This is a genomic window from Psychromonas sp. CD1 (genome assembly GCF_002239585.1).
Classification (GTDB): domain Bacteria; phylum Pseudomonadota; class Gammaproteobacteria; order Enterobacterales; family Psychromonadaceae; genus Psychromonas.
This window is the reverse complement of the sequence record NZ_NDFH01000003.1, coordinates 665,798-690,935: the sequence shown is the minus strand read 5'-3', so window position 1 is coordinate 690,935 and position 25,138 is coordinate 665,798. Positions and strand designations below refer to the sequence as shown.

At 36.2% G+C, this 25,138-nt stretch carries 27 protein-coding genes, 1 tRNA gene and 2 pseudogenes; 16 read left to right on the top strand and 14 right to left on the bottom strand.

The genetic code is table 11. The annotated features are described in order from the left end of the window. Positions 1–43: 43 nt before the first annotated feature. Complete coding sequence (pdxH, locus tag B8W84_RS04665; RefSeq protein WP_094752132.1) at positions 44–697, bottom strand: pyridoxamine 5'-phosphate oxidase; 654 nt, start codon at positions 695–697, stop codon at positions 44–46. Between the two features lie 129 nt (positions 698–826). Here pdxH and B8W84_RS04660 point away from each other — a divergent pair, with 129 nt between their 5' ends. After that, the gene (locus B8W84_RS04660) at positions 827–1,390 is read left to right on the top strand and encodes a glutathione S-transferase family protein (protein WP_257797911.1); all 564 of its coding nucleotides are present in this window, start codon (positions 827–829) and stop codon (positions 1,388–1,390) included. Here the strand turns inward: B8W84_RS04660 and B8W84_RS04655 are convergent. From B8W84_RS04655 to B8W84_RS04645, 3 genes are all read right to left on the bottom strand, one after another. Then, on the bottom strand, positions 1,365–2,132 hold the full coding sequence (locus tag B8W84_RS04655) for a 4'-phosphopantetheinyl transferase family protein (RefSeq protein WP_094752130.1): 768 nt from the start codon (positions 2,130–2,132) through the stop codon (positions 1,365–1,367). The genes B8W84_RS04660 and B8W84_RS04655 overlap by 26 nt on opposite strands. Positions 2,133–2,182: 50 nt before the next feature. Beyond that, the gene (locus tag B8W84_RS04650) at positions 2,183–2,476 is read right to left on the bottom strand and encodes a DUF496 family protein (RefSeq protein WP_094752129.1); all 294 of its coding nucleotides are present in this window, start codon (positions 2,474–2,476) and stop codon (positions 2,183–2,185) included. A gap of 228 nt (positions 2,477–2,704) precedes the next feature. Then, a complete protein-coding gene (locus B8W84_RS04645) occupies positions 2,705–3,220 on the bottom strand; it encodes an RNA methyltransferase (RefSeq protein ID WP_094752128.1) in 516 nt (171 codons plus the stop codon). Between the two features lie 310 nt (positions 3,221–3,530). Between B8W84_RS04645 and rluF the strand changes: the two genes are divergently transcribed. Genes rluF through B8W84_RS04625 form a run of 4 tightly spaced genes read left to right on the top strand, consistent with a single transcriptional unit; the run spans position 3,531 to position 7,362 of the window. Next, positions 3,531–4,403 (top strand): 23S rRNA pseudouridine(2604) synthase RluF, encoded by an 873-nt coding sequence (gene rluF / locus B8W84_RS04640; protein WP_094752127.1) that lies wholly within the window; start codon positions 3,531–3,533, stop codon positions 4,401–4,403. Continuing rightward, positions 4,400–5,395 carry a thiamine-phosphate kinase gene (thiL, locus tag B8W84_RS04635; RefSeq protein WP_094752126.1) on the top strand — a complete coding sequence of 332 codons (996 nt, stop codon included), beginning with the start codon at positions 4,400–4,402 and terminating at the stop codon, positions 5,393–5,395. Before rluF ends, thiL begins: the two co-directional genes overlap by 4 nt. A gap of 4 nt (positions 5,396–5,399) precedes the next feature. Continuing rightward, positions 5,400–5,882: a phosphatidylglycerophosphatase A family protein gene (locus B8W84_RS04630; RefSeq protein ID WP_094752742.1), complete on the top strand. Its 483-nt coding sequence runs from the start codon at positions 5,400–5,402 to the stop codon at positions 5,880–5,882. Between the two features lie 13 nt (positions 5,883–5,895). Next, positions 5,896–7,362: an ABC transporter substrate-binding protein gene (locus B8W84_RS04625; RefSeq protein WP_180706028.1), complete on the top strand. Its 1,467-nt coding sequence runs from the start codon at positions 5,896–5,898 to the stop codon at positions 7,360–7,362. On the opposite strand, the gene dxs is transcribed toward B8W84_RS04625, so the two are convergent. Beyond that, the gene (dxs, locus tag B8W84_RS04620) at positions 7,346–9,205 is read right to left on the bottom strand and encodes a 1-deoxy-D-xylulose-5-phosphate synthase (RefSeq protein ID WP_094752124.1); all 1,860 of its coding nucleotides are present in this window, start codon (positions 9,203–9,205) and stop codon (positions 7,346–7,348) included. The genes B8W84_RS04625 and dxs overlap by 17 nt on opposite strands. 299 nt (positions 9,206–9,504) lie before the next feature. On the opposite strand from dxs, the gene B8W84_RS04615 reads away from it, so the two are divergent. Continuing rightward, the gene (locus tag B8W84_RS04615) at positions 9,505–9,855 is read left to right on the top strand and encodes a RidA family protein (RefSeq protein WP_094752123.1); all 351 of its coding nucleotides are present in this window, start codon (positions 9,505–9,507) and stop codon (positions 9,853–9,855) included. A 9-nt stretch (positions 9,856–9,864) separates the two neighbouring features. On the opposite strand, the gene ispA is transcribed toward B8W84_RS04615, so the two are convergent. Both ispA and xseB read right to left on the bottom strand, forming a co-directional pair. Then, positions 9,865–10,755 carry a (2E,6E)-farnesyl diphosphate synthase gene (gene ispA, locus B8W84_RS04610; protein ID WP_094752122.1) on the bottom strand — a complete coding sequence of 297 codons (891 nt, stop codon included), beginning with the start codon at positions 10,753–10,755 and terminating at the stop codon, positions 9,865–9,867. A gap of 3 nt (positions 10,756–10,758) precedes the next feature. Beyond that, entirely contained in the window at positions 10,759–10,995 is a 237-nt protein-coding gene (gene xseB / locus B8W84_RS04605) for an exodeoxyribonuclease VII small subunit (protein WP_094752121.1), read from the bottom strand. Positions 10,996–11,337: 342 nt separating this feature from the next. On the opposite strand from xseB, the gene pomA reads away from it, so the two are divergent. Both pomA and B8W84_RS04595 read left to right on the top strand, forming a co-directional pair. Then, entirely contained in the window at positions 11,338–12,111 is a 774-nt protein-coding gene (gene pomA, locus B8W84_RS04600) for a flagellar motor protein PomA (protein ID WP_094752120.1), read from the top strand. Continuing rightward, positions 12,111–12,441: pseudogene (locus tag B8W84_RS04595) on the top strand (flagellar motor protein MotB); the annotation flags it as partial. The gene pomA and the pseudogene B8W84_RS04595, both read left to right, overlap by 1 nt. Positions 12,442–12,575: 134 nt before the next feature. Here the strand turns inward: B8W84_RS04595 and B8W84_RS04590 are convergent. The 3 genes from B8W84_RS04590 to B8W84_RS04580 form a co-directional block, all read right to left on the bottom strand. After that, positions 12,576–13,949 (bottom strand): AmpG family muropeptide MFS transporter, encoded by a 1,374-nt coding sequence (locus tag B8W84_RS04590; RefSeq protein ID WP_094752119.1) that lies wholly within the window; start codon positions 13,947–13,949, stop codon positions 12,576–12,578. A 79-nt stretch (positions 13,950–14,028) separates the two neighbouring features. Beyond that, positions 14,029–15,147, bottom strand: a complete 1,119-nt coding sequence (gene rnd, locus B8W84_RS04585; protein WP_094752118.1) for a ribonuclease D — start codon at positions 15,145–15,147, stop codon at positions 14,029–14,031. A gap of 302 nt (positions 15,148–15,449) precedes the next feature. Beyond that, positions 15,450–15,884 (bottom strand): OsmC family protein, encoded by a 435-nt coding sequence (locus B8W84_RS04580; protein WP_094752117.1) that lies wholly within the window; start codon positions 15,882–15,884, stop codon positions 15,450–15,452. A 239-nt stretch (positions 15,885–16,123) separates the two neighbouring features. Between B8W84_RS04580 and B8W84_RS04575 the strand changes: the two genes are divergently transcribed. Next, positions 16,124–16,558, top strand: a complete 435-nt coding sequence (locus B8W84_RS04575; RefSeq protein ID WP_094752116.1) for a DUF3010 family protein — start codon at positions 16,124–16,126, stop codon at positions 16,556–16,558. A 46-nt stretch (positions 16,559–16,604) separates the two neighbouring features. On the opposite strand, the gene B8W84_RS04570 is transcribed toward B8W84_RS04575, so the two are convergent. After that, the gene (locus B8W84_RS04570) at positions 16,605–17,237 is read right to left on the bottom strand and encodes a trimeric intracellular cation channel family protein (protein ID WP_094752115.1); all 633 of its coding nucleotides are present in this window, start codon (positions 17,235–17,237) and stop codon (positions 16,605–16,607) included. Positions 17,238–17,479: 242 nt separating this feature from the next. Between B8W84_RS04570 and B8W84_RS04565 the strand changes: the two genes are divergently transcribed. Together B8W84_RS04565 and B8W84_RS04560 are read left to right on the top strand one after the other, a co-directional pair. Further along, positions 17,480–17,554: transfer RNA gene (locus B8W84_RS04565), tRNA-Val, on the top strand. Positions 17,555–17,727: 173 nt separating this feature from the next. After that, on the top strand, positions 17,728–18,498 hold the full coding sequence (locus tag B8W84_RS04560; protein WP_219349768.1) for an integrase arm-type DNA-binding domain-containing protein: 771 nt from the start codon (positions 17,728–17,730) through the stop codon (positions 18,496–18,498). A gap of 312 nt (positions 18,499–18,810) precedes the next feature. On the opposite strand, the pseudogene B8W84_RS08120 reads toward B8W84_RS04560, so the two are convergent. Then, positions 18,811–19,004, bottom strand: a pseudogene (locus B8W84_RS08120) (hypothetical protein); the annotation flags it as partial. A 284-nt stretch (positions 19,005–19,288) separates the two neighbouring features. Between B8W84_RS08120 and B8W84_RS07965 the strand changes: the two are divergent. From B8W84_RS07965 to murP, 3 genes are all read left to right on the top strand, one after another. Beyond that, positions 19,289–19,501 (top strand): hypothetical protein, encoded by a 213-nt coding sequence (locus B8W84_RS07965; RefSeq protein ID WP_143522280.1) that lies wholly within the window; start codon positions 19,289–19,291, stop codon positions 19,499–19,501. Between the two features lie 553 nt (positions 19,502–20,054). Continuing rightward, positions 20,055–20,963 (top strand): N-acetylmuramic acid 6-phosphate etherase, encoded by a 909-nt coding sequence (gene murQ / locus B8W84_RS04550; RefSeq protein ID WP_094752114.1) that lies wholly within the window; start codon positions 20,055–20,057, stop codon positions 20,961–20,963. Beyond that, positions 20,956–22,413, top strand: coding sequence for a PTS N-acetylmuramic acid transporter subunit IIBC (gene murP / locus B8W84_RS04545; RefSeq protein ID WP_094752113.1), 1,458 nt, complete (start codon positions 20,956–20,958; stop codon positions 22,411–22,413). The genes murQ and murP overlap by 8 nt, the downstream gene beginning before the upstream one ends. 270 nt (positions 22,414–22,683) lie before the next feature. Here the strand turns inward: murP and B8W84_RS04540 are convergent, their stop codons facing one another. Continuing rightward, positions 22,684–23,244: a phage terminase large subunit gene (locus B8W84_RS04540; protein ID WP_094752112.1), complete on the bottom strand. Its 561-nt coding sequence runs from the start codon at positions 23,242–23,244 to the stop codon at positions 22,684–22,686. Beyond that, entirely contained in the window at positions 23,237–23,449 is a 213-nt protein-coding gene (locus tag B8W84_RS04535) for a hypothetical protein (protein ID WP_094752111.1), read from the bottom strand. The genes B8W84_RS04540 and B8W84_RS04535 overlap by 8 nt, the downstream gene beginning before the upstream one ends. A 144-nt stretch (positions 23,450–23,593) precedes the next feature. On the opposite strand from B8W84_RS04535, the gene B8W84_RS04530 reads away from it, so the two are divergent. Beyond that, complete coding sequence (locus B8W84_RS04530) at positions 23,594–24,523, top strand: DMT family transporter (RefSeq protein ID WP_257797909.1); 930 nt, start codon at positions 23,594–23,596, stop codon at positions 24,521–24,523. Positions 24,524–24,609: 86 nt separating this feature from the next. Then, positions 24,610–25,074: a GNAT family N-acetyltransferase gene (locus B8W84_RS04525; RefSeq protein WP_094752110.1), complete on the top strand. Its 465-nt coding sequence runs from the start codon at positions 24,610–24,612 to the stop codon at positions 25,072–25,074. Positions 25,075–25,138: the final 64 nt, after the last annotated feature.

Here is a 25,138-nt window from a genome sequence, read left to right as displayed (position 1 = left end):
CTATGAATACGCGCTTATAGATCTTATTTTAAAATTGAGTGATTTAAGGATTTAAACGGCTAATTTCCCATTTTTGAGATTTAGGCTGATAGATAAAACGATCATGAAGTCTATCTGCTTTACCTTGCCAAAATTCGATCATATCGGGGATAACGCGGTATCCTCCCCAAAACTCTGGTAAGGGGATCTCTTGATCTTTAAATTTCTTTTCAAAATAATGGACGCGATCGATTAAATGTTGACGATTGCTTAATGGTTGACTTTGTTCCGATGCCCATGCCCCTATTTGACTCCCTCGGCTACGACTATGAAAATACTCCGCGGATGCCTGTTGGCTGATGCGTTCAATTTTCCCTTCTATGCGTACTTGGCGTTGTAGCATATTCCAGTGGAAGAGTAGTGCCGCATAAGTATTGCCTTCTAGTTCATATGCTTTGCGACTATTATAATTTGTAAAAAAAACAAAGCCTTTATTGTCAACTTCTTTTAATAAAACCATTCTAGATGAAGGTCTACCTTCTGCACTGACACTCGAAACAGACATTGATTCCGGTAGGATAATTCCACTTTTTTCTGCTTCTTTTAGCCAGATGCTAAAAAAATCAAAAGGATTGGTGGATTCTATTAATGCTTTATTTTCGAGTAATAGGCCTTGACCCAGTGTGAAGGCACACCGGATTTTACTGAGCAGTGACATAATATCTTCTTGTCTAAAGGAATTAAACTGGCAGTGTATGATCTCTGTTAAATTTTGTCGAATAGATTTTTGGTGGAGGGTTAATTTATTTGGTATTATATCTTTTTTATATTTAGAAGAAGAAAGCGTATGATGAAAATTTATGGTAATTTAACTTCTCCTTTTGTTCGACATTGTCGCATTGTCTTATTGCAAAGCGCATTCCCTTATCAATTTATTGAAACCGATATGATACATATTGGGCAAATATCCCCGATTAAAAAAATGCCTCTATTGATGGATGGTGACTTAACGTTAACGGATTCCAGTTCAATTTTGAAATATTTACATGAAAAATCAGGATCTCCATTTATGCCTGATCTTCGTGATTTTGAACTTTTCAATATGACTAATACCATTATGGATGCATGTGTGAATCTATATGTAATGAAAAAAATGGATAATATTACGCCAGAACAGAGTCAATATCTTAAGCGACAAAAAACACGAGTCATTTCAGGGTTAGAAGCACTAAATGAGATTGATCTCGATATGTCTTTAGGTTTAAGCGATGGCAAGTTGCGTTTAGCCTGCTTTTTAGATTGGGGGATTTATAGCGATTTTATTAACTTAAAAAAATTGAATAATTTATCGCGCTTTCTAGATCTGGTGCGCCAAAATAAATTTTTTATACAAACATGTCCGCCGATGTAGACTTAAAAAGAGCAGCGCTTTGTACGGGATTAAAATGTTTTATATTAAGAGAGTGAGTAGATTTAACGCAGAGTGCGATACAGTGTTGGTCATCGGGATAAAATAAATGGCTTTGCCACTGTAGAGGTTTTTTCTCTGTACATTGAGCATGAAAGGATAAACTTATGTGCTTTTCTTGCTCGGTGTACGACGATAAATCAAAGCTAAAGGTGTTAAGCCCTTGGGCGAGCCCCTGACCTGTTGCTTTAACAAAGGCTTCTTTTAATGTCCATAACTTAAAGAAAAAAGCATTTTGTTGGTTTTGTGGCAGTGTATTAAGTTGCTGTTGTTCATAAGTCGAGAAATAACGTTGAGTAATACTTTTTGCGTTAATTTTACGTTCCAAATTTTCAATATCGCAACCGATATCATTAATTAAAGTAATGGCACAAATAATTAAGTTATTATTATGACTGAGATTAAAACGTAAGGGGTGCTTTGTATTGGTGACTTCGGGTTTACCTAATGGGCTGATACTAAATACCCATTGAGATGCGGATTGTGTTTCATATTGAGATAGAATTAAACGAATAAAAGCACGAGTAAGCAATGCTATGTTTTGTGCTTGAGGTAAACGATAACGATTTACTTTTTTACGTTCGTCAGGAGAGAGTAACGACCATAAATGGGTGCTATCTAGTATGTGTTGTGGATTGAGCGTCCATAAATGAACCTCATGGTTACGTATGTTAATCGATTCCAAATAAGAGCCTATATAAAATATAAAGGGAGGGTGCCTCCCTTTATATGTCTTTATTTTTGTAGTTTAAAGCTACTAATTTGTTTATTGATTTCACGGCGTTCTTTAGATAGCTCCGCACCTTTAATGATGTGATCATCAACACGATCTTCGTAGTCAGAAAGCATGTTTTTAATGATCAGAGTGATATCTTCATGGGTCATTGTTGGGGTGATATATTCAATCAAATTATTAAGTAATACTACGCGTTTTCGATTGTCACGTATTTTTTTTTCGTTCGTAAGCATTTCACGTTGTAATTTATTTTTACGGCGAGTATTTTTCACCAATTCAAGCACGTTGCCCATTAAATATACCTTTTAAGTAAAGAGTGAAGTTCATCCAGTATTAAGGATATAATTAGTAGCACATATTGGCTATAAAAAACACTTACTTATACTGAGTTCTGATTTCATTATACCTATTGAAAAACGCAATAATCCAGTGTTTTTTATGAAAATATCGGTTCTTATTGTTACGCATCAATGGTTGCTGAAAGTATTTTACATTTTAGGTTGGCACGGATGTTTAGTTCTTTATTTTTTATGCTTTATTTTTACTCTATTATTATTATCTCGGCTTGCTCTAATAAGTTGGTTATCGGTTATATGTTGCGTAGATTTAGCAAGGCGATCATAAAGTACAACATTGATAGTCGCAGCCAGATTCATACAACCTTGCGTGGGAATATAGACAACCGCATCAGCCTTATCGATTAGATGTTGACTGAGAGTGCCATCTTCAGGGCCAAATAAATACAGTGCATTGTTCGGGTGCTTAAAATTAGGTAAAGGCATTGCACCTTCAATTAAATCGACACAAATTATTTTGGTATCTGCATTTTTATTTTCTAATAAGTCGTTGACCGCAATAAGAGGAATACGACTTTTTATTTTTTTTGTATCAGTATTTAATTTGACCGCTCGATCATAGCGTTTTCCGGTATAGATGACTTTATCTACGCCATAGCAACCCGCAGCCCGCAGAGTCGCACCAACATTAGAGGCGCTTTTAGGATCGCTTAATCCTATAATTATTTGTATTTTAGACATATCTCTACTTTGTACCAAAGGGAATTTAAAAGAAGTTTACCTTGTTTTGGGTATTTGAAAAAGCGACAAAGCTTAACCTGATGAATTATTTTAATTACTATATAAATATCATTGCTATAAAACGGCTTATTTAATGTTTAAATAAAAAACATTTATTGTCTAAAATAAACATCCGTGTAAAAAATGAACTTGTAAAAGAGAAGTAATAGGTGAAGATAAATCACATTAATTTTCGTTACTGATTTTGCACCTTGAAGTAACATGAGTATAATAGTGCGGTAATAAATGAGAGAAAAAGTGAGAATCTATTGTGAATGTAAGTAGTGGCAAACGTCTGAATAAATATATTAGTGATTCTGGGTTTTGTTCGCGCCGAGAAGCGGATAAATTAATTGAAAAACGTCGAGTTAAAATTAATGGTGCGATCCCTGAATTAGGCACAAAAGTTCAATCTGGTGACATTGTGCTGGTGGATGATAGGGTTATCAATGCAGTTGCTGAGAATAAATCCGATCGTATTTATATAGCGTACAATAAACCAATTGGTATTACTTGTACGACTGAGCGTGATGTGCGAGGTAATATTATAGATGCAATTAGACATACAAAACGTATTTTTCCTATTGGTCGTTTAGATAAACCGTCGGAAGGTTTGATTTTTTTAACCAGTGATGGGGATATAGTCAATAAAATATTACGTGCTGAAAATGCACATGATAAAGAATATGTCGTCACGGTAGATAAACCGCTGAGTGAGCGTTTTGTTGAGCGTATGCAACGTGGAGTGCCGATTCTAGACACTATTACGAAACCTTGTATTGTTAAAGTTAAGAGTCGGTTTGTTTTTTCTATTATTTTAACACAAGGTTTAAATCGTCAGATCCGTAGAATGTGTGAGTATTTAGGCTATGAAGTTCAAAAATTAAAACGAACGCGTATTATGCAAGTGACATTAGATAAATTAAAGCCCGGTCAATGGCGTAATTTAACGGCAGCAGAAATGCTGGCAATAAATCAAGCTGTGTCACACTCATCAAAAACCGCACAAGAAACAACGCCCGTTAGTGTAACAAAATCTCGTACATTAAACTCGACTCAGCATGCGCCTAAAAAAACATTTATCAATACTAAAAACATCAAGTCTAAAGCGAATACGCGCACGTTAAGTTTGAAACGCAAATGAGTCTCAGTGAATTTGATTTAATCAAAAAATATTTTTGTAAGGAACCCGATAAACAAGATAGCTCGGTCGTTTTGGGTATTGGTGACGATTGTGCAATTATTGATGTTCCGGATGGCTATCAATTATTGATAAGTACGGATACCTTAGTGTCTGGCATTCATTTTTTTGAAGATGTTGATCCGTATCGTTTAGGCTATAAATCATTAGCCGTTAATTTAAGTGATTTAAGTGCGATGGGTGCTGAGCCGAAATGGATTTCATTGGCGTTAACCATTCCCGATGTCAATATGCTTTGGTTAGCACAGTTTTCACAAGGTTTTTTTGATTTAGCAAAACAATATAATGTTACTTTAATTGGAGGAGATACCACAAAAGGGCCTCTTTCAATTACTGTCTCGGTGCAGGGAATAGTACCGAGGGGTAGCGCATTACTGCGTCGCAATGCACAGGTTGGAGATGTTGTTTGTGTGTCTGGAATGTTGGGCGATGGCGCGCTAGGTTTGGCTTATCAATTGTCGAATGGAAAATTATATCTGGCCAATGCACAAGCATTTGTGGATAAGCTTGAATTAACCGATCCACGTGTAAAGTTAGGTCTTTTATTACGAGGTAGTGCGCACAGTTGTATCGATATATCAGATGGATTGACACAGGACTTAACACATATATTAAACGCGTCAGATTGTTCTGCACAAATAGATATTGATAAATTGCCTCTTTCTGATGCGTTACACCGAGAAATTGCATTAGGTAATGTCGACACTGCACAGGCGACGCAATATGCGTTAATGGGAGGAGATGATTATGAATTGTTATTCACACTGCCCCGTGGCGTGCTAAAGAGAGTACAAGAAGCTATACCAGAGTTAAAACTTACTGTTGTGGGCTCTATTATCGCTCCAGAGGCGGAAAAAATACAATTAAGAAAACATCAAAAAGCATACTCACTAAATCTCAGTGGTTGGGATCATTTTAAAACAGGTAGTTATTAATATTATGCAACGTATGGATTTAAAAGGTCTTAAATTAAGTAACCCTCTGCATTTTTGTGCGGTGGGCTTTGGGAGTGGATTATTTCCCAAAGCTCCGGGAACAATGGGGACGTTACTTGCCGTGCCTCTTTATTATTTATTATCATTTTTAAGTGTTGAAGCCTATTTTATAATGCTTATTATCGGCAGTTTATTAGGTTTTTGGTTTTGTCATGTGACCAGCCATGATATGGGTGTACATGATCATAAATGTATTGTTTGGGATGAATTCATCGGTTATTGGATCACGATGTTTATGGTACCTTTTAGTTTGCAATGGGCATTCGTTGGTTTTGTTTTATTTCGTTTTTTTGACATACTAAAACCGTACCCAATTAGCTGGTTAGATAAAAATGTTCAAGGTGGTTTCGGCATTATGATTGATGATATTGTTGCGGGCTTATTTGCCGCGGGTTGTTTGCAATTGATAATGTTTATCGTCACTTAAAAGGAAGCATATATTGGCGAAATCATCTCTTTTTCTTTGTTTTATTCTCTTGTGTGGTGTGCATCAAGAGCTGAGCTGTGCTAGCCAAAACAGAGCTATCATAGCGGTGCCATATTTGCCTCAAAATATATATCCATATGCAACTTCGCCATTATCACTCTCTTACGCGCATCTTTTTTTTGATCCTTTAGTACGGTGGGGAGCTGATGGTAAATTAGAGAAACGTTTATTAAAAGGTTGGCAACAAATAAAGCCAACTGTTGTACGCTTTTATTTAAAAAAGAATATCTATTTTCATTCAGGAAACTTACTCACCAGTGATGATGTTATTTGGAGCTATAGGCAAATAAAACAGAAGAGTAAATTTAAATTGTTTATTTTAGAAATAACAAAAATAACGCGGGTAGATGCGTATAGCTTTGATATTGACAGTACATTAAGCGTTGCTGAATTATTAGATTATTTAACTAATTTTTTTGTGGTAGATAAAAAGTTTTATCAGCATTTACAAAAAAGAAAACCACCTTTCCCTGAGATCTCGCACATTACTGCATTGACACCTATTATTTCTGGAACTGGGCCTTATAAATTAAAAACATTTAATGCTAACTTAGCGTTAAACATTATACGTAATAAAAATTATTGGGACGTAAAAGCAGGAAGTCTTGATCTTCAATTTTTGAAAATAAAATCGCAAAGAGCACGCATTTATGCGTTATTCTTTGGCGATGTCGATATGAGCTATGCAGTATTAAAAAAACAGATAAAAAGTATACAAATGGAAAAAAACAAAAAACTCGTCACTATTCGTTCATCACGGGCTTTGTATCTATCTTTAAGTGCGCAACATACTTCTTTTTTACAAGAAAAGTTGGTGCGTAAAATCATATCATTAACGATAAATCAGAAAGGTATGCTTACTAATATTGTTCAAGGTTTTGGAGAAGAAAAACCATTATTAACCGCGAGAAGTATCAATAAAGGTAATGAATATAATGTGCAAAAAGCACAAAAACTATTGTTACAAATAAAGATGCCTAAACAGTTAACTTTACTTAGCTTTAAAAATGAAAAAGTAGATCATAGTGATGTATTACAAGCATTAAAAAACATGTTTAAAAGTATTGGTATTAATTTGTTAATTAGTCAAATTAGCTCTGAAGAAGAGTGGCTTGAAACGATGGATAAATATGATTTAACGTTATCTGCATGGCAAACAAGTTTAAGGGATCCTAAAAACATATATAAAAGTTTATTTTTAAATAGTCCTCTAACGCCTTATTTAGAGCCATTGTATACAGAGCAAAAGATACTTAATAGAAGTGATTTCTTTAATAAATTATTGCAAGAGCAACGTATAATCGTTCTCTTTTCAGTGGATGAACGCTGGGGGGTAGATAAAAAATATGCATTTAAAAACATATTTTCTATTAATGTTATTCCGTATTGGCAGGATTTAAGACTTAAAAATAAGCGTTGATTTGACGTTTTATACCTGCACTATCAAGACCAAGTAGCTGGTATATCTCTTGCTGTGTGCCTTGCTCTACAAAATAATCGGGTAAACCTAGATTGAGCACATTTAGTTTTATTTTTTGTGCCATAAAGAATTCATTCACGGCCGAGCCTGCTCCACCAATAATACAATTTTCTTCAATGCTTACAAAATGTTCATGGGTTTTGCTTAAACGCAATAATAAGGCTTCATCTAAGGGTTTTACAAAACGCATATCGATTAGAGTGGCGTCCATTTCTTCGGCAACGGGAATAGCTTGTTGTAAAAAAGTACCAAAACATAAAATAGCCAGTTTTTTACCTTCTCTAATCACTCTTGCCTCACCGATATTAAATGCTTTCATTTTTTTGTTAATGGTTAAGCCAGTACCAATTCCTCGAGGATAACGTACCGCCGCAGGTTTACCTTTTAATAGGTGGCCCGTGTACAGCATATCTCGACATTCTTGTTCATCGGAAGGTGTCATTATCACTAAATTTGGGATACAACGTAGGAAAGTGAGGTCGTATGCACCTTGGTGAGTTGGTCCATCGGCACCTACAATACCGGCTCTATCGATGGCAAAAAGCACACCTTGCTCTTGGATGGCAACATCATGGATAACTTGATCAAATGCTCGTTGCAAAAAACTAGAATAGATGGCAACGACAGGGTGTAAGCCGGCAATGGACATGCCTCCCGCTAGGGTGACAGCGTGTTGCTCTGCAATAGCAACATCATAGTATTTATCAGGATGGCGTTGAGAAAACTTTACCATTCCGGAACCTTCGCGCATCGCTGGAGTTATCGCTGTTAATTTAGGATCGATGTCTGCCATATCATTTAACCAGTCACCAAAAATCGCCGAAAAAGTCGGAGAACTCTTGCTGGGGTTAAGGATCCCTTGTTCGGGCATAAATTTTGGCACCGCATGGTAGCCAATGGGATCTAATTCTGCTTGTTTATAGCCTTTCCCTTTTTTTGTCATAATATGTAAAAATTGCGGTCCCGAACGGTTGCGCATATTATGCAGAGTGTCCACAAGGTCAATGACATTATGCCCATCAACAGGACCTATATAATTAAAGCCAAACTCTTCAAAAATGGTAGAGGGAGAAACTAAGCCTTTGAGATGTTCTTCTGTGCGTTTAGCAAACTCTTTAATAGGCGGAATATTAGAGAGCATTTTTTTACTTCTTTCACGTAAATGAGTATAGAGATCACCCGATAATATTTTGGCAAGATGATTGTTAAGGGCGCCTACATTTTCAGAAATGGACATTTCATTATCATTCAGAATCACCAACATATCATTATGTAATGCTCCTGCATGGTTCATTGCTTCAAAAGCCATACCCGCTGTAATAGCACCATCGCCAATAACGGCAACCACTTTTCGGCCTTGTTGTTCTTTTTCTGCGGCAATTGCCATCCCGAGTGCCGCCCCAATGGAGGTTGAAGAGTGACCGACACTTAGGGTGTCATACTCACTTTCTTGGCGCCAAGGGAAGGGGTGTAAGCCTTTAAATGTTCGAATACTTGCCATTCTATTGCGTCTGCCCGTTAAAATTTTATGCGGGTAAGCTTGGTGACCAACATCAAAAATAAGATGGTCAAAAGGGGTGTTATAAACGTAGTGTAACGCAACAGTGAGTTCAACCACACCTAAACCAGAAGCAAAATGACCACTACTTTGACTGACACTATTAAGTAAAAACTGGCGCAATTCATCACATAATTTAGGCAGTTGTTGTTTTTTTAATAGGCGTAAATCTTCCGGATAATTAATGTTAGCAAGAAGAGGGTAATTTTTTAAATCCAAAGGCATAAGTATTAGTCGCGGTTAAAGAAGAATAAAAAACTCGTAAGAGGATAAACGATACCTGTAAATATTAGCATTAAGTGGGCATAAATTATATAAAATTTGCTCTGAGTTGGGCGACAAATATGTTCTGTATTGTTATTTTTATGTCTTTTTTCAGTTTGTGAATGATTTGTTAGTGAAAAGACGCATTACTGGGCTATCTCTGTTTGTTTTTTGTTCGCACATCATATTATATGTTAGAACATAACTCGGTTGGCATGTTATTATCGGGTAAATTGAATTTAAAGATAAAGAGTAAACAAATGACAATCGAAAGAATGGAAACCAAGCAACGTATGAGCCGTATCGTTAAACATAATGGTGTAATTTATTTATGTGGGCAAGTTTGTGCTGATGCAACAAAAGGGATCACTGAGCAAACACAAAGCATGCTTGATAAAGTAGATGTTTTACTAGAGCAGGCAGGTAGTTCTCGTGAGCATATATTATCTGCGACTATTTACATTAAAAGTATGCAAGATTTTGAAGGTATGAATAATGTGTGGGACAACTGGGTCCCACAAGGTTTTGCACCGGCACGTGCATGCGTGATGGCAAGTATGGCACGCGAATCGTTACTTGTTGAAATATCGATTGTTGCGACTCAAAAATAAAGTATAGAGCTAGTTTTTTCGACTAATTATATACAGAGCAAATTGCGCGAGAATTTGCGTGTTATAAGGTAATTTGTCTAAGGCTATGATCGCTTCTTCATAAAGAAGTTGCATTTTTTGTTGTGCTTGGGCAAGACCTAATAATGCTGGATAAGTTGATTTGTTGGCAATGAGATCTGAGCCTTGTGGTTTTCCTAATGTTTGGCTATCCGAGGTAATATCTAAAATGTCGTCTTGCACTTGAAAAGCTAGACCAATGGCACGCGCATAGGTCAGTAAGTGTTTTTTATGCTCAGTTTTTAAATCTGTTTTACTTAATGCTGCGAGTTCAATAGCAACTTGAATTAATGCACCTGTTTTGGCTCGATGAATTTTTTCTAATGTTTTTAAATCAATGTTTTTATTTTCGGCTGCAAGATCTAACGCTTGGCCAGCACACATACCTTGATTTCCAGAGGCTTTAGCAAGAATATTCAGCATTTGTAGCTGTGTTTTGGTATTTAATGCTTTATTTTCTTGAGATAAAATATCAAAGGCTAATGTTTGTAATGCATCACCGGCTAAAATTGCTTGTGCTTCACCAAATTTTATATGGCATGTTGCTTGTCCTCTGCGTAAAGCATCATCATCCATTGCGGGTAAATCGTCATGAATTAAAGAGTAGGCGTGCAGGCATTCCACTGCACAAGCAAGTGGATCGAGTGTTGTTAATTGGCTACCGAGCATATCACCAACCACATAGACCAAAAAAGGACGGATGCGTTTTCCACCTAATAATACACCATGATGCATTGCTTGATTTAAAGCTAAGCAAAGAGGATTTTGTAAGTCAATGTATTGGATTAATTGTTGATTAATACGTAATTGGTATTGAGTGAGTGTTTTTAGCAAAAGCGTCATATATTATTCTTGTGTAAAATCTTGTAAAGGGCTATTAACATCTTGCCGCATTAAAATGCTGACTTGTTGTTGAGCTTGATTTAATTTTTTAGTATTGCTGCGTGCGAGTGAAATACCACGTTCAAATTGTTTCAATGCATCAGCTAAACTTAAATCACCTTTTTCTAATAAAGATACAATTGATTCTAATTCGCTATTTGCTTCTTCATAAAGCATATTTTCAGGTTTTTTTAGTGCCATTCGACTCTCAATTATAATTGTTTTAACAAGGTTACCTTGAGATGAATATAAGTCAATAACCGTGATAAATATTTTAAAATAATGACGAGTTCCTCAAAGGTTAGTTAAAAAAAACAACCATTTGTGAATATTTAATAATAAAACGGTGATTATGTTATAAAAATCTATATCATGTTTTTATAATTGGTCTTGTTTTTTTATAAAACGTGCTTATATTGGATAATAAATGTATTTTTCTATCGGGTATAATCAACTAGAGTAATAACGTGATTAACGTCAACAAACGCTCAGAGTAAAATGAGAATTATTGTCATGATCTTCTATTAGAAAAAGGAAACTTTCGTGGATTTAGCTACGCTGCTTGGAATAATTGGTTCGTTTGGTTTTATTGTCATGGCCATGTTGCTAGGTGGTTCACTAGACATGTTTATCGATACAACGTCGATATTGATTGTGTTTGGTGGCTCTTTGTTTGTGGTTATGATGAAATATAATCTTGGACAGTTTTTTGGGGCCGTAAAAATAGCCATGAAGGCTTTTATATATAAATCGGATACACCAGAAGAATTGATTGCAAAAGCGGTTGAAATGGCAGATGCTGCTCGTAAAGGAGGTTTTTTAGCATTAGAAGAAGCGGAAATAAGCAATGCTTTTATGCAAAAAGGGGTGGACATGTTAGTCGATGGACATGATGCTGATGTGGTGCGCGCCTCACTCTCGAGTGATATTCGATTAACGGCAGCACGTCACGAGGTGGGCGCTGGGATATTTAAACAATTTGGCGATGTTGCTCCCGCAATGGGAATGATAGGGACATTGATAGGCTTGGTGGCGATGCTATCAAATATGGATGATCCAAAATCAATTGGTCCTGCGATGGCGGTGGCTTTGTTAACAACATTGTATGGTGCAATGATTGCAAATATGGTGTGTTTACCTATTTGTGACAAATTAAAATTACGCGCAGCAGAAGAAAAATTAAATAAAAGTTTGATTCTTGATGCTGTGTTGGGTATACAAGATGGTCAAAATCCGCGAATCATAGAAGCTCTCTTGCGTAATTACTTACCCGAGTCAAAGCGTAGCGATGGTAGTGCAGGAAAAGGTGATTCATAATGGATGATGAACATGATTGCAATTGTCCCCCCGAAGGAGCACCTGCGTGGCTGGCTACTTTTGCTGATTTAATGTCATTATTGATGTGTTTCTTTGTTTTATTATTGTCTTTTTCAGAGATGGATGTACTTAAATTTAAACAAATAGCGGGTTCGATGAAATATGCCTTTGGTGTGCAAAATATGATAGAGGTCAAGGACATCCCCAAAGGGACCTCTGTCATTGCACAAGAATTTAGTCCTGGTAAACCGGAACCGACACCGATAGAAGTGATTAGACAAAACACTATTGATATGACCGAAGTGAAATTAGATTTTCAAGATGGCGATGCTGCACGTGTTGGCGGTGATGAAAATAGTAAAACAGAGACTCCTGCGCAAAGCTCGTCTAAAAGTGAGAAATCAGCCTCAGCGGTGCAGCATGCTTTATTTAGCCATCTAAGCTCGTTAGATGGCTTTTTGTTTTTATTCTTTATTGCTATTTGCTGCTATTTTCTGATCACTGAGTCGATCAAATAAATGACGCAGAGAATACAGTAAGAATAGACTTGGTAAGACCATCACTGCGGTGAGAATAAAGAAGTTTGACCAGTTATTTAAAAGGTCGACTAATTCTCCGCTGAAAGAGGCTAAGGTGGTTCTGCCTAGATTGCCTAATGATGCTAGTAATGCATATTGTGTAGCAGAAAAAGCGGAGCCGGTTAACATAGTTAAAAAGGAAACAAAAGCGACGGTTGAGAATGCAGTGGTAAAGTTATCGACAAGAATTGTTGCTAAATAAAGATGTTCATTAGGACCTACATTTGCAATCCAAGCAAACATTAAATTGCTTAGAGCCATTGCGCTTCCACCGATCATTAAGCCACGTACGATACCAAATCTCACATTGACTAGACTGCCTAAAAAGGTAAAAAATATCGTCGCACCCCAGCCAATTAATTTAGAATAATAGCCTATTTGTGCATTACTAAAGCCGATTTCTTTGTAAAAAACAATCGACATTCGTCCGAGAAACGCTTCACCTATTTTAAATAAAAATACAAATAATAAAATACTTAAGGCAACCTTTATACCATTACGTTTAAAAAAGTCCCAAAACGGCTCAATAATTGTCACACTAAACCAAGTCAGTGTTGGAGATGAAAACATTTTTGCATAACGATGTGTCGCTTTACTCTGTAAATGTTCACGTTCGGTTTGAGGCTCTTTAACGTATAGGGTAAAGAGCATAAGCAATACAACGACGCCTGCCATGCCATAGTAGACATTGTTCCAACCAATACTGTCCGCATTACTAAAGGCAAAATATCCAGGTAGAGAATAGCCCGTCCACCAACCAATAACAGTCATCGCGGATGCTTGTGGTAGCTTACTGCTCAAAGCTCGTGGAAATGTATCAATACGATAGGCATCAATAGCAATATCTTGTGTCGCGGATGCGAGAGCAATAATGAGAGCTAAGAAAGACGTTTGCATTAAATTTATTGCAGGGTTAATGCCTGCAATAAATAGCGTGCTGATTAAAATTATTATTTGGCATAAAAATATCCAACTACGCCGTTGTCCGAGTAAAGAGTGCAAAAAGGGTAATTTGACTCGGTCGATAAGAGGAGCCCATAAAAAGTTGATAGCATAAACAGTAAATACTGAGCCAAAATAACCAATAGCGGTCCGAGTGAGTCCCGCATCTTTTAGCCAACCCGACATATTAGAGCCAATTAGAACCCAAGGAAAACCACTGGCGCAACCAAGTAAAAAAATCCATAGAAGGCGTTTGTCTATATAACTTAAAACACTCTCTTTCCATGAGTGTTTGCCTTTGAATAATGTATTTTGCATAGTTGTTCCTGTTGACAGTACTTAGGCTATCATCGATATCTGCGTGGGGAAAAGTTCATTGTTTGTATTAAAGATAACTTTAAGATTGGCGATGATCCAATTGATAACCAACGAGCTCTAGGCGCCAATCACATAACAATTTGGGTGTTTTGGCGGTTTGACGTTGTTGACTATTTAATTTCCAACACCAACTTAAATATTCATTAATGACACGTTTTGACGCGATTAGTTCAATCGGTAACTGGTACTTTTCAGCACAGATAACAATTTGAGCGCGTATGTCTTTTAATGTTTTTTTATAAGCTGGGAAGTCGACAAGACGTGAGATCAGAGGAGGATAATCGTTTTCTTCAAGACTACCCACTTGTTTGATAATCGTAAGTATTTTTTGCCCATGTATGCGCATTTCATTGGGTAATAAATGTAAGCGCTGTAAATCTTGTAGAGTGCTTGGGCGGTAATGAGCAAGTAACCATAGGTTATCTGCCTTAACCACAAAGTTAAGCGCTAAATTACGCTCGATAGCGGTTAGAAAACGCCATTTTGCAAGCGCTTTAATAATAGCAAGGCCTTGTCGGTCGAGTTTATATAAATTATTCAGTAATTTATAGGCATTCTCAGGGTCTGGTTTCTGCATTTTTTGAATTAGGGTGTTTTTACATTCAAGTTCAAAAAATGCGCGCATGTTTTTTTCATCAAGTTGTTTCTTTAAAATATCAAGGCAAGGCTGTAAATGTAGAACATCAATGGCCGCATAATCAACTTGTTTCTCAGTTAAGGGGCGTTTGCACCAATCGGTACGTGATTCACCTTTGTCAACGCTTATGCCTCGCAGTGTTTCTACCATTTTAGCGTAGCCAAGTGAGGCGCCTAAATTAAGAAAAGAACAGGCAATTTGAGTATCAAAAAGAGTAATATTGAGGTCCCCTTTATGATCGCGAATTATTTCTAAATCTTCACTGCTGGCATGTAGAATGCATTCTTTACTATCCATCGCTTGCCAAAACTCAGAGAGATCAGGTATAGCAATCGGGTCAATTAAAGATATTTTTTTATTTTGAGAAACTTGTAATAAGCCTAAATTAGCAACATAAGTGCGTGTGCGTACAAATTCAGTATCAAGAGAAAGAGGGCTATTATCGAGTGTTTGTATAAAACGATGGAGCTGTGCTTGTGTGTTGATCATATCAAATTGCATTGTTATTCCAAGCTAAGTAATCAAGAAAGTCTATCTTACCGTAAAATATAATAAAGCATCTATTTTATTGTGTTTTTGTAAAAATCGTAAAGAAAAAAGGACTGAAAAAAGCTATTTTCAAAGGAATTTAGTTATAAAAATATTTTGTTCAGTAGAAGATATTATCTTTTTATTCTTTGGTTAGTTGGCGTATATTTATATGCTTTGAATGAGCAAACGATGAGACACGTAATGTTTTTTATTAATCTTTTTCTTTAAATAAAAATAAAGGCACGTTATATTTACTGCGCACCTTTTAGATATTAGACAACTGCAATATTGCAGTCTAATTCAATTTTACATTTTAAGGATTGGCTGATAAAACACATTTCATCTGCTTTTTTTAGCAAAGACAAAGCTTCTTTTTCGGATGTGTCGTTATTGATTTTTAGTAATATAATATGTTTTATTTTTACAAATTGCGTCGTATTTTCAGTGCAATCAAGGATACCTTTTGAAAGGCAATCAATATCAATCCAATTTAATGTGGCATTTTTAGCAAGCGCTTTAAAAGATCGAAGATATGAACTTGTTAAAGCCGATATCAATAATGTTTCAGCAGACCATTGATCGCCAGGACCATCAAATTCAAAAGGAGGCGCAACATTTAGATCAGGTAAATGCTGACTTTGTAGCTTTAAATAATTACTGGATGAAGTATGTGATTTTACGTGGTAGTAATGTGGCAATGGAAGCATATAAAATTCCTATATTATTATTATAGTGGAGTTAAGTTTGCTCTGATACGGGATGTTTATTTCCTAACGCGTAAAAAAAGCTGAACTCAATGCCTATTTAGGGGTAGGTTAAAGGATATTGATAGAAAAAGCACTGTATCTTTTAGAGTGTGAAAAATAGTAGTGATAAAACCGGATTGTATTTGCTTGTCAGTAAAAGATCACTGATAATGCGCTTGTTTAAATTAAGGAAAAAAAAGATGAGAGTGTGTGGTGTAGAGCTAATTGGTAACGAAGCTGTTATTGCAATTATGCAGTTAAAAAATGGATTGTATGATGTACCGGCCGTACGTACTAATAAATTTACTTTAGTGGATGCGATTAATACCATCCCTTTAAAGAAGTTTCAGTTTGATTTTATACAATTAATGAAAGATTATAAAGTGGATACGGTTGTTATCAAACAACGAGCATTAAAAGGGAAATATGCGGGTAGTGCTTTAAGCTTTAAAATAGAAGGCGCATTGCAATTGATGCCAGAATTAAATGTTCATGTTATTTCTGCCGCTTATATTAAAGAAGGATTGTCGGGGGCACAAGCCGATCCTATTGCGGTAGAGCTAGGAATGAAAAAGTTTCAAGAGCAAGCAATGTTAACGGCATTTTCTTATTTAGAACAACAGTCACTTAAATGAAAAATGTTATGCGTATCGTGGGTTATAAAATCGATACGCATTTTTTTTATTTTTTATGTTCTGTGGTGTCATGTAAGTCAAAATGGAAAACAGGCAAGCTCCACGCAAAATGTAATGCTGTCATACGCAAACTGAAGCCTGCGATTAGAGTTATCAGTGTAGTCAAACTCTCTTCTACCTTATAGTGCAATAATAGGAGGTAAATTATGCCGGAAAATAAAGCAACAAAAGCATAGAGTTCTTTATGTAAGACCATTGGTTTTTGGCTACAAATCAGGTCGCGTAGTAATCCACCAAAAACACCAGTAATAATGGCTGCGATGAGACATATAATAGGATAAAGACCCATATCGAATGCGATTCGACAACCGATTATACTAAATACGACGAGTCCAATAGCGTCTAAAACTAAAAATAGACGATGATTGCGTTCAACCCATGGAGCAATCAAAGTGGTGACCACTCCAGCAATACAAGTGATGATAATATATTCAGGATGTTTTACCCAAGCAACGGGGTAATGCCCTAAAATAATATCACGAACAGTTCCGCCACCAATAGCTGTTGCGCTGGCAACAAACATTACACCAAACCAATCCATTTTTCTTTTGCCTGCCGAAATGGCTCCAGTCATGGCTTCCGCTGTGATACCGATAATATAAAGGATAGTTAATAACATATATTGAATATCTGTGTATAAAAAAAACGCAAGTATAAAGTAACATCTTAAAACTAGCCATAAAAAAAGAGTAAATAATCTTTAATTATTTGATATCTAGAGAGAAGATGACATTGTTATTTTGAATAGATAACGAAGAGTTGCTTAAAAAAACATCAAACAGATCATAAACATAAAAGAGAGTTTGACAGTTGAAAGACAATAATGCACAATCACCTTGCTTTCAAAGCTATCCACTAAATGCTCGCTTAGCTCAGTGGTAGAGTCCCTGCTCGACATGCAGGTTGTCACTGGTTCGAACCCAGTAGCGAGCACCATTATCTAGTTTAATACCTTCCCATAACGTCTATAAACCCCATACAAAGCCTTTAAATTCAATGTATTTATCTATATTCAGTCTATTAGCGTCTTTTGTCGTCTTGTAAAATCCATGAATTGAAGTAACCTATAACGTAACCTATTTAATATCACTAAATTCAGAGGTTACGTCATGGCGATTAAAATAAATCCATTAACTGCAACTCAAGTACTAAAAGCTAAACCTAAAGATAAAGAATATAATTTAGGTGATGGTGATGGCTTATCTTTAAAAGTAATGCCAATAGGAACTAAACTTTGGCGTTTTGCTTATTATCGACCTGTTAGTAATAAAAGAGCCAATTTAGCATTAGGTAAATACCCTGACCTATCATTAGCGAAAGCAAGAACCAAAGCATTAGAAGCAAGACACCTATTAGCTGATGGTATTGATCCTAAAGTTCATCGTGATCAGACATTAAGCGCTCAGCAAGCTATTTTAACTAATACGTTGCAGGTTGTTTTTGATGATTGGCTTGCCGTTAAGCAAACAAGTATTAAAGCACTGACAGCAAAAAAGCTAAAACAACGTATTGATAAATATTTATTGCCTGAACTCGGTAAGTTACTCATTGGTGAGATAACAGCACCGCAGGCGATTAAAGTATTAAAGCCAATTGCTAATCAAGGTAAATTTGAAACGGTTGGTCGTTTGTGTCGTAACTTAAATGAAATCATGACTTTTGCAGTTAATACAGGTGTTATTGAGCACAATAAGTTAGCGGGCATTGGTAAAGCATTTGAAACCGCTAAAGTAACCAATCAACCATCATTAAAACCAGAAGAGCTTCCAGAATTAATGAGAGCCATTAGTTTTGCCAGTATTAAATATACAACTCGATGCTTATTAGAATGGCAATTACATACAATGACTCGACCATCTGTGTTGAACTGTAAATTTTAATGAGTATCTTTGTTTCTTCGAGCCTGTAAATAATTTTTTGCTAATGATTAGCGACGAATGCCCACTAACACTCAAAAGCATACAACGGAACATTACTATTTTAGGTGGTGTTAAAGCGACCGTAATTACATAGAACGAGCTAGTTATGGCAAATTTTCTATGACAGCGACTAGATCTAAAAAAGCTTTTCTCCAGCAATAGATGCAATAATGAAAAAATATCAATAACAGAGCTAGGATGGTAGATTTATGCATTAAATAAAATTGCACAGCAATTAAACGTAGCTTATTACCAATCCGCTTAATTAATTGATCAGTTCCATTCAATCTCTAGTACACATTTTTTAACCCTAGCAGGAATGCTAATAAAGTCATTCCATACATCACAAACGTCATCAACTATATTGTCGTATCCTTGAAGCATAAGTGGTATTGTCACATCCTATTCCATACTTGCTCTATAGGGTTGAGTTCTGGAGAGTATGGTAGGAGATTTATAATCGATAACCTGAATTCTGGATAAGAACTCCAGTTAAATTTCAAACGGGTAGTGCACTCAGGATAAGTAAATCGATACAAAGTCACTATTTTTGTTTGTTTCTGCGTTAAAAATCAACCTGAGATTACTATGCTTATTTACCTTTAACTATACAATACTGTATGATTAAAAATTTAACCTTATGATTTTTAAGTGAATTTTACTCACATTATTCCGATTTTAAGTTGGTTGTTTTTTCTTATCCAGAACTCAGGTTAATTAGTTATGAAACTATTATATGGGAAGATAGAAGATGCGTGGACAACTATTTCAGCATTTACGCAGAAAAGACTTGATTCAAAACCGTGTGAATATTGATGATTGGGAAATATACTTGGTTATTGGCAATGACCGCAGTGGAGCATTGGTCACTATTATCGAACGGAAAATTAGTTTTACTGTATCTATGCGGGTTGACGATAAATCAGAGAGATTAGTGACCGCAACGACTATTGCGTTATTATAGATATTTAAAGGGGCAGTCTTTACTGTTACAGCAGATAACGGTAAAGAATTTTCATATCATGAAGTGATGACTGAATACATGAATGTGGCGTTTACTTCGCAGATCCATATTGTTCATGGTAACGGAATTTGAATGGAAATACTAACGGCCTATTACGACAATACTTCCGAAATTCACGGATTTTAAAAAAGCATCGCAATCAGCAATTGAAGATGTAATAGTGAAGCTTAATGATAGAGCAAGAAAGAAACTTAAGTACAAAACGGCAGCCAAACTAATAGTTGAACATATGGCAGTTATTGCTGCTTTGTGGTTACGCACTTCACGTTGAATTTTCTTAACTATATATTCCACTTTATTTTTTATTATTCCTTCGGTGACTCTTTTGTTGTCTAGTACATTGCAGCTACTATTGGCTTTTATGTAATTAATTATTCCATGTTCAAGAACTTCTGGAATGATTTTTTTGTGATGGTTATCATAATTTACTTAATAAGATTACGTATTATGCAGACAAACAAACGTATACCGAACGTTTACCTGAGGATAATGCATGGATATTAATTTAGCTAAATTAGTTACAGAAAGTCGTAATAGTGATTCTGAAAAAATAGATACATTATCAACCATTGACATGTTGAAAGTGATTAATGATGAAGATAAAAAAGTGGCCTTCGCGGTAGAAGAATGCTTGCCAGACATAGTAAAAGTCGTTGATGCGGTAGTGAAAACCTTTCAAATGAAAGGGCGACTTATTTATATTGGGGCTGGTACGTCTGGCCGTTTAGGTGTTTTAGATGCCAGCGAATGCCCGCCAACTTATGGATCTTCACCAGAACTTGTACGAGGTCTAATTGCAGGAGGAGATAAAGCTATTTTAAGTGCCGTAGAAAATGCAGAGGATGATCAAGAACTTGCCGTCATAGACCTAAAAACAATTTTATTTAATAAAAATGATCTACTGGTCGGTATATCCGCGAGTGGGCGGACTCCTTACGTGTTATCTGCAATGAAGTATGCTACTTCTTTAGGTGCAATCGTTGCGAGTGTTAGCTGTAACCCAAATAGCTCAATGGCAACGCTTGCCGCTATTGCAATATCCCCAATTGTAGGCGCAGAAGTTGTAACCGGATCTTCACGTATGAAGGCTGGAACGGCTCAAAAACTGGTACTTAATATGATCACGTCAGGTGCGATGATAAAAATGGGAAAGGTTTTTGGTAATTTAATGGTTGATGTTGATGCAACTAATGCAAAACTTGTACAGCGTCAAAAAAATATAGTGGTACAAGCAACAAATTGTTCATTAGAACTAGCTGAAAAAACCCTAGAAGCATGTGACCTTCATTGTAAAACGGCTATTGTGATGATATTACTTGATTTAGACGTGCTTACAGCGAAGCAAAAGTTAAAGGACAATCACGGTTTCATCCGTCAAACATTAGAGGGATATCATGGCTAAAATCACATTGGATATGATAGATAAAATAACCAAAACAATTGGTAACATTAATAATATTGCGAAATGTACTAACTGCATGACACGTTTACGCTTAACTATTATTGACGAGAATGTGGTTAATGTTGAAGCGCTAAAGCTAATAGCCGGTGTTCTCGGGGTCGTTGAAAGTGATTGTCAATTACAAATTATATTAGGCGTAGGTAAAGCTCAGCAGGCCGCCGAATTAATTAATGAAAAAATATATGTTAACAATAGTTGTGATAATCACAACTATCATCAGTCGCAAGAAAGTTTATCTGACATTACATTGCAGAAAAAAAACAACATAAAGAAAAAGCAAAGTAGCTCAGCTCAGCGGTTTCTAAGTAAATTTTCAACTATTTTTACGCCTTTGATTCCCGGGTTTATTGCCGCAGGGTTATTACTTGGTTTTGCTACTTTATTTGAACAAATTTGGGTTGTTGGTAATACACTACCTAATACGCAATTAGTTGAACTTTTACAATATATGAGAGTGTTTGGCACTGGGTTGTTTGCCTTTCTAAGTATATTGATTGGCTATAATGCACAACAAGCTTTTGGTGGTTCTGGTGTCAACGGGGCTATTTTAGCTTCGCTATTTGTAATGAACTATAACCCGGATACTGTGCTTGGTGTGTACTCGGGAATGAGTGATTTCTTTGGTTATGCGATTGATCCACGTGGAAATATTATAGGCGTTTTAATTGCGGCTATTGTGGGGGCTTGGGTCGAACGTAAGGTACGAAAGTTTGTACCTGATAGTTTAGATATGATTCTAACCTCACTAATAACATTGCTAATAATGGGGGTGTTGGTATTTCTCGTTATTATGCCAATAGGTGGACTGCTCTTCTCTAGCATGTCTTGGCTATTCCTTCACCTTAACGGGAATCCCATTGGTAGTGCTATTTTAGCTGGCTTATTTCTCGTCGCGGTAATGTTTGGAATACATCAAGGTTTTGTACCTGTTTATTTTGCTTTAATGGAAGCACAGGGATTTAACTCTTTATTTCCTATTCTAGCCATGGCTGGTGGTGGATTAGTAGGGGCTTCGGTAGCGTTGTTTTTTAAAGCTAAAAAAGGCTCTACAACACGCGCTCAAATTAAAGGGGCGATTGTGCCGGGTATCTTTGGAATCGGCGAGCCTCTTATTTATGGCGTTACCTTGCCACGTGTAAAACCTTTTATTACTGCGTGTGTAGGTGGTGCCAGCGGTGGTTTCTTTATCGGTTTAGTTTCATATATGGGACTACCTATAGGGCTTAACACTGTGTTTGGTCCATCTGGTGTAGTGGCAATACCTTTAATGACGTCAAATCACGGTATCTTTGTGGCGATGGGTGTGTTTGTTATAGGGCTACTTATTTCATATGTAGCCGGATTTCTGGCAACATGGTTTTTTGGTACGAAAGGCGTGGATTTAAGCTGACTTTTTTAAACTCTAATATTGCAAACAATGAACGGAGCTATAGATGGGTAATTTGTAAATCTATAAAGAAAGGTTATTCTGAAGCCCACTTGATGCAAAATGATTATTCATCCTCATAGTATCCATCCGATCTATTTCAGCTTGAAAGGGTATATAAACTCTTGGCTCATTGCATCAGATGACGATTCATTATTCCCAAAAGATACCCAAAGTTCAGCGCCGGGGCGTGTCTCGTAATGTAGGGCCCCCAAAGTATCTATTGTTGATTGTTTAGTTCGAGCGGCTTCTTCCATCAGAAAAAAACTTGTAATTGCTCGCACCTTTCATATCTATAATGTTCCCCATTCCGCCAAAGGTGAACACTCCGCCAGTCTTGTGACGTATCTCCCAATGTGATGGAACCGGTAAGAACCCTTTCAAGCTCAAGTCTTTAATTGACTTGTTTATCCCTGCATATATGGACTCTTTAAGCGACTTCATTCTTTCTCGTAACACGTAAACTTTAGAGCCACAGGAATTGATCTCACCCGACATTATGTCTTGCGCAAACCTTGACTTTGTACCAGCTCTCCCACCGAACATGCACTTATATTTTTTGTGCTTTAGTATCATCGGCTCAAGTTTTTCAATCAAATAAATAGTGGGCTCTTCATCAGTAGCAATCATGTTACCGATAGTTCCTTTCCATTTTCTTATAAAGTGCGGTACTTTTTCACCATCAACTATGTCAACTCTATCAACAACGCCGTAAATGCTAGGCTCAAGCTTTCCTGAAGCTGCTTTTGCAATCGGCTCAATTCTAGCTAATCTTTTAAGCATGGCGCTAGGCATTTCCAACACCTAACGATTCTTCTATTGATGCAAGTCTGCGTTGTAGCTCTGTCACTTCATCTATTTTAAGCATTGAAGCTATCGAGTTAATAAATATATTCGCTACGTCTGGAGCTATGAAGCCCTTTGAAGCCGCTAATATAACTTGAGTTGCTTGCACGGAGGGAGTTGCATCTTTATCAAAGTCGAAAATAACAAAAGGCATTGTTGACTTCGGAACTGGATACAGTCTTTTTAATAACTCAGGCGCTCCGAATGTGTCCTCAACATCAAAGGCTCTATTGAATCTAAGGAATCATATTTCCATTTAAATGCAATATAATTATGTCTTAATTTGCAAAGAGTAAATATGATGAATAAAAAAATAATTACCACGTTATTATTTGTATCTGTTTGTGTTATATGGGGAACTACTTGGATGGCAATGGAGATGGCGGTGCAATCCATCCCAGCTATTACCGCGACAGGTTTACGCTTTCTATTTAGTGCCCCATTGTTAATTTTATTAGCCTGTAAATGTAAAGTTCCCTTATTTTTTCCGAAGGATAAAAAACAAGAGTTCATCTTAATCAGTTTATTTTATTTTGCGTTTCCGTTTACATTGATGATTTATGGCGAGCAATATATTTCATCGGGTCTCGCCTCTCTTATTTTTGCCAATATGCCTGTAATAATGTTGGTTTTTTCACTATTTAGACATAAACAAAAAATTCAATTTCATCAATGTTTAGGGTTGGGCGTAGCGTTAGTGTGTTTGATGATGATAATTAGTAATGAAATAGGTATCAAGGCCAATGGCAGTATATTTGGTGTTATTGCATTATTTTCAGCTGTTTTAATGCACGCGAGTATATACAGCAGTGTACAAAATCGATGCAAGGGAATACATATTCTCACTTATAATGCCGTACCATGTCTTGTTGCTGGATTATTATTAGTAGTCGGGACTATATTAGAGCAACCTCAGTGGCAGACATTTACTCTTTTATCTTTTGGTGCAGTTATTTATTTAGGGGTAATAGCAGGGATTGGTGGCATTATGGCTTATTTTCAATTAAATAAAATGGCGAGCCCTTTTCAAGCCTCTCTGTGTTTTTTGATTTTTCCAGTGATTGCATTAGCATTAGATAGTTTGGTTAATGGACGTAATATTAGTCACGATTCTTATTTGTTAAGTGTTATATTATTATTGGGGGTATTTATGTGTAAACTACCTCTTTCAACGTTAAATAAAATTAAAATCAAGTGTTACTCTATATCATTTAAAAAGTTTCCGTAGCGTTAACTGTAAATATATACAAACAATTCAATGTGTTAGATATTAACCTCTTCATGATGACGAATAGAAAAACAAAAAGGTAATATATGTTAAACCGATTCCAAACGGAGATTTGTTTACGTCTCGCGACAGTAAATGATGCAGATTTATTACTTAAATTGCGTAATGATACGACCACTCAAATGGCCAGTCATATAACGAGTACCGTAAAATACTCAACACATGTGCAATGGTTAAGAATATTATTACAAGATCCTTTACGTAAACTCTACATTGCTGAAAAAAACAAAATAGCCGTCGGTTCGCTTCGATCTGTGCTGGAACTCGGTCGATACGAATTATCCTGGACTGTTGCTGCAGAGTACAGAGGGCAAGGTATAGGTAAGCAAATGGTAAGTATACTGGCGAATGAAATTAAAGCGCCAATCTGTGCAGAGTTAAAAAAAGGCAATGTAGCTTCGGCTAAAATAGCTGAATTTGTGGGAATGAAGCAAATTCAGAAAGAAAGTAAAGGTATATTGTACTATCAGCGAGATGCGATAGAATCATAGACACAATATTTATTGTGTCTACATTGTACTGGTATTAATTTTTTAGCGATGTTGATTGTGCATC

Bases quoted from the DNA above. Each gene is read 5' to 3' on its own strand.
- pdxH (WP_094752132.1), bottom strand. From the start codon at position 697: ATGTCACTGCTCAGTAAAATCCGGTGTGCCTTCACACTGGGTCAAGGC.
- B8W84_RS04660 (WP_257797911.1), top strand. From the start codon at position 827: ATGATGAAAATTTATGGTAATTTAACTTCTCCTTTTGTTCGACATTGT.
- B8W84_RS04650 (WP_094752129.1), bottom strand. From the start codon at position 2,476: ATGGGCAACGTGCTTGAATTGGTGAAAAATACTCGCCGTAAAAATAAA.
- B8W84_RS04645 (WP_094752128.1), bottom strand. From the start codon at position 3,220: ATGTCTAAAATACAAATAATTATAGGATTAAGCGATCCTAAAAGCGCC.
- thiL (WP_094752126.1), top strand. From the start codon at position 4,400: ATGAGTCTCAGTGAATTTGATTTAATCAAAAAATATTTTTGTAAGGAA.
- B8W84_RS04630 (WP_094752742.1), top strand. From the start codon at position 5,400: ATGCAACGTATGGATTTAAAAGGTCTTAAATTAAGTAACCCTCTGCAT.
- dxs (WP_094752124.1), bottom strand. From the start codon at position 9,205: ATGCCTTTGGATTTAAAAAATTACCCTCTTCTTGCTAACATTAATTAT.
- B8W84_RS04615 (WP_094752123.1), top strand. From the start codon at position 9,505: ATGACAATCGAAAGAATGGAAACCAAGCAACGTATGAGCCGTATCGTT.
- ispA (WP_094752122.1), bottom strand. From the start codon at position 10,755: ATGACGCTTTTGCTAAAAACACTCACTCAATACCAATTACGTATTAAT.
- xseB (WP_094752121.1), bottom strand. From the start codon at position 10,995: ATGGCACTAAAAAAACCTGAAAATATGCTTTATGAAGAAGCAAATAGC.
- B8W84_RS04590 (WP_094752119.1), bottom strand. From the start codon at position 13,949: ATGCAAAATACATTATTCAAAGGCAAACACTCATGGAAAGAGAGTGTT.
- rnd (WP_094752118.1), bottom strand. From the start codon at position 15,147: ATGCAATTTGATATGATCAACACACAAGCACAGCTCCATCGTTTTATA.
- B8W84_RS04580 (WP_094752117.1), bottom strand. From the start codon at position 15,884: ATGCTTCCATTGCCACATTACTACCACGTAAAATCACATACTTCATCC.
- B8W84_RS04575 (WP_094752116.1), top strand. From the start codon at position 16,124: ATGAGAGTGTGTGGTGTAGAGCTAATTGGTAACGAAGCTGTTATTGCA.
- B8W84_RS04570 (WP_094752115.1), bottom strand. From the start codon at position 17,237: ATGTTATTAACTATCCTTTATATTATCGGTATCACAGCGGAAGCCATG.
- B8W84_RS04560 (WP_219349768.1), top strand. From the start codon at position 17,728: ATGGCGATTAAAATAAATCCATTAACTGCAACTCAAGTACTAAAAGCT.
- B8W84_RS07965 (WP_143522280.1), top strand. From the start codon at position 19,289: ATGCGTGGACAACTATTTCAGCATTTACGCAGAAAAGACTTGATTCAA.
- murQ (WP_094752114.1), top strand. From the start codon at position 20,055: ATGGATATTAATTTAGCTAAATTAGTTACAGAAAGTCGTAATAGTGAT.
- murP (WP_094752113.1), top strand. From the start codon at position 20,956: ATGGCTAAAATCACATTGGATATGATAGATAAAATAACCAAAACAATT.
- B8W84_RS04540 (WP_094752112.1), bottom strand. From the start codon at position 23,244: ATGCCTAGCGCCATGCTTAAAAGATTAGCTAGAATTGAGCCGATTGCA.
- B8W84_RS04535 (WP_094752111.1), bottom strand. From the start codon at position 23,449: ATGCCTTTTGTTATTTTCGACTTTGATAAAGATGCAACTCCCTCCGTG.
- B8W84_RS04530 (WP_257797909.1), top strand. From the start codon at position 23,594: ATGATGAATAAAAAAATAATTACCACGTTATTATTTGTATCTGTTTGT.
- B8W84_RS04525 (WP_094752110.1), top strand. From the start codon at position 24,610: ATGTTAAACCGATTCCAAACGGAGATTTGTTTACGTCTCGCGACAGTA.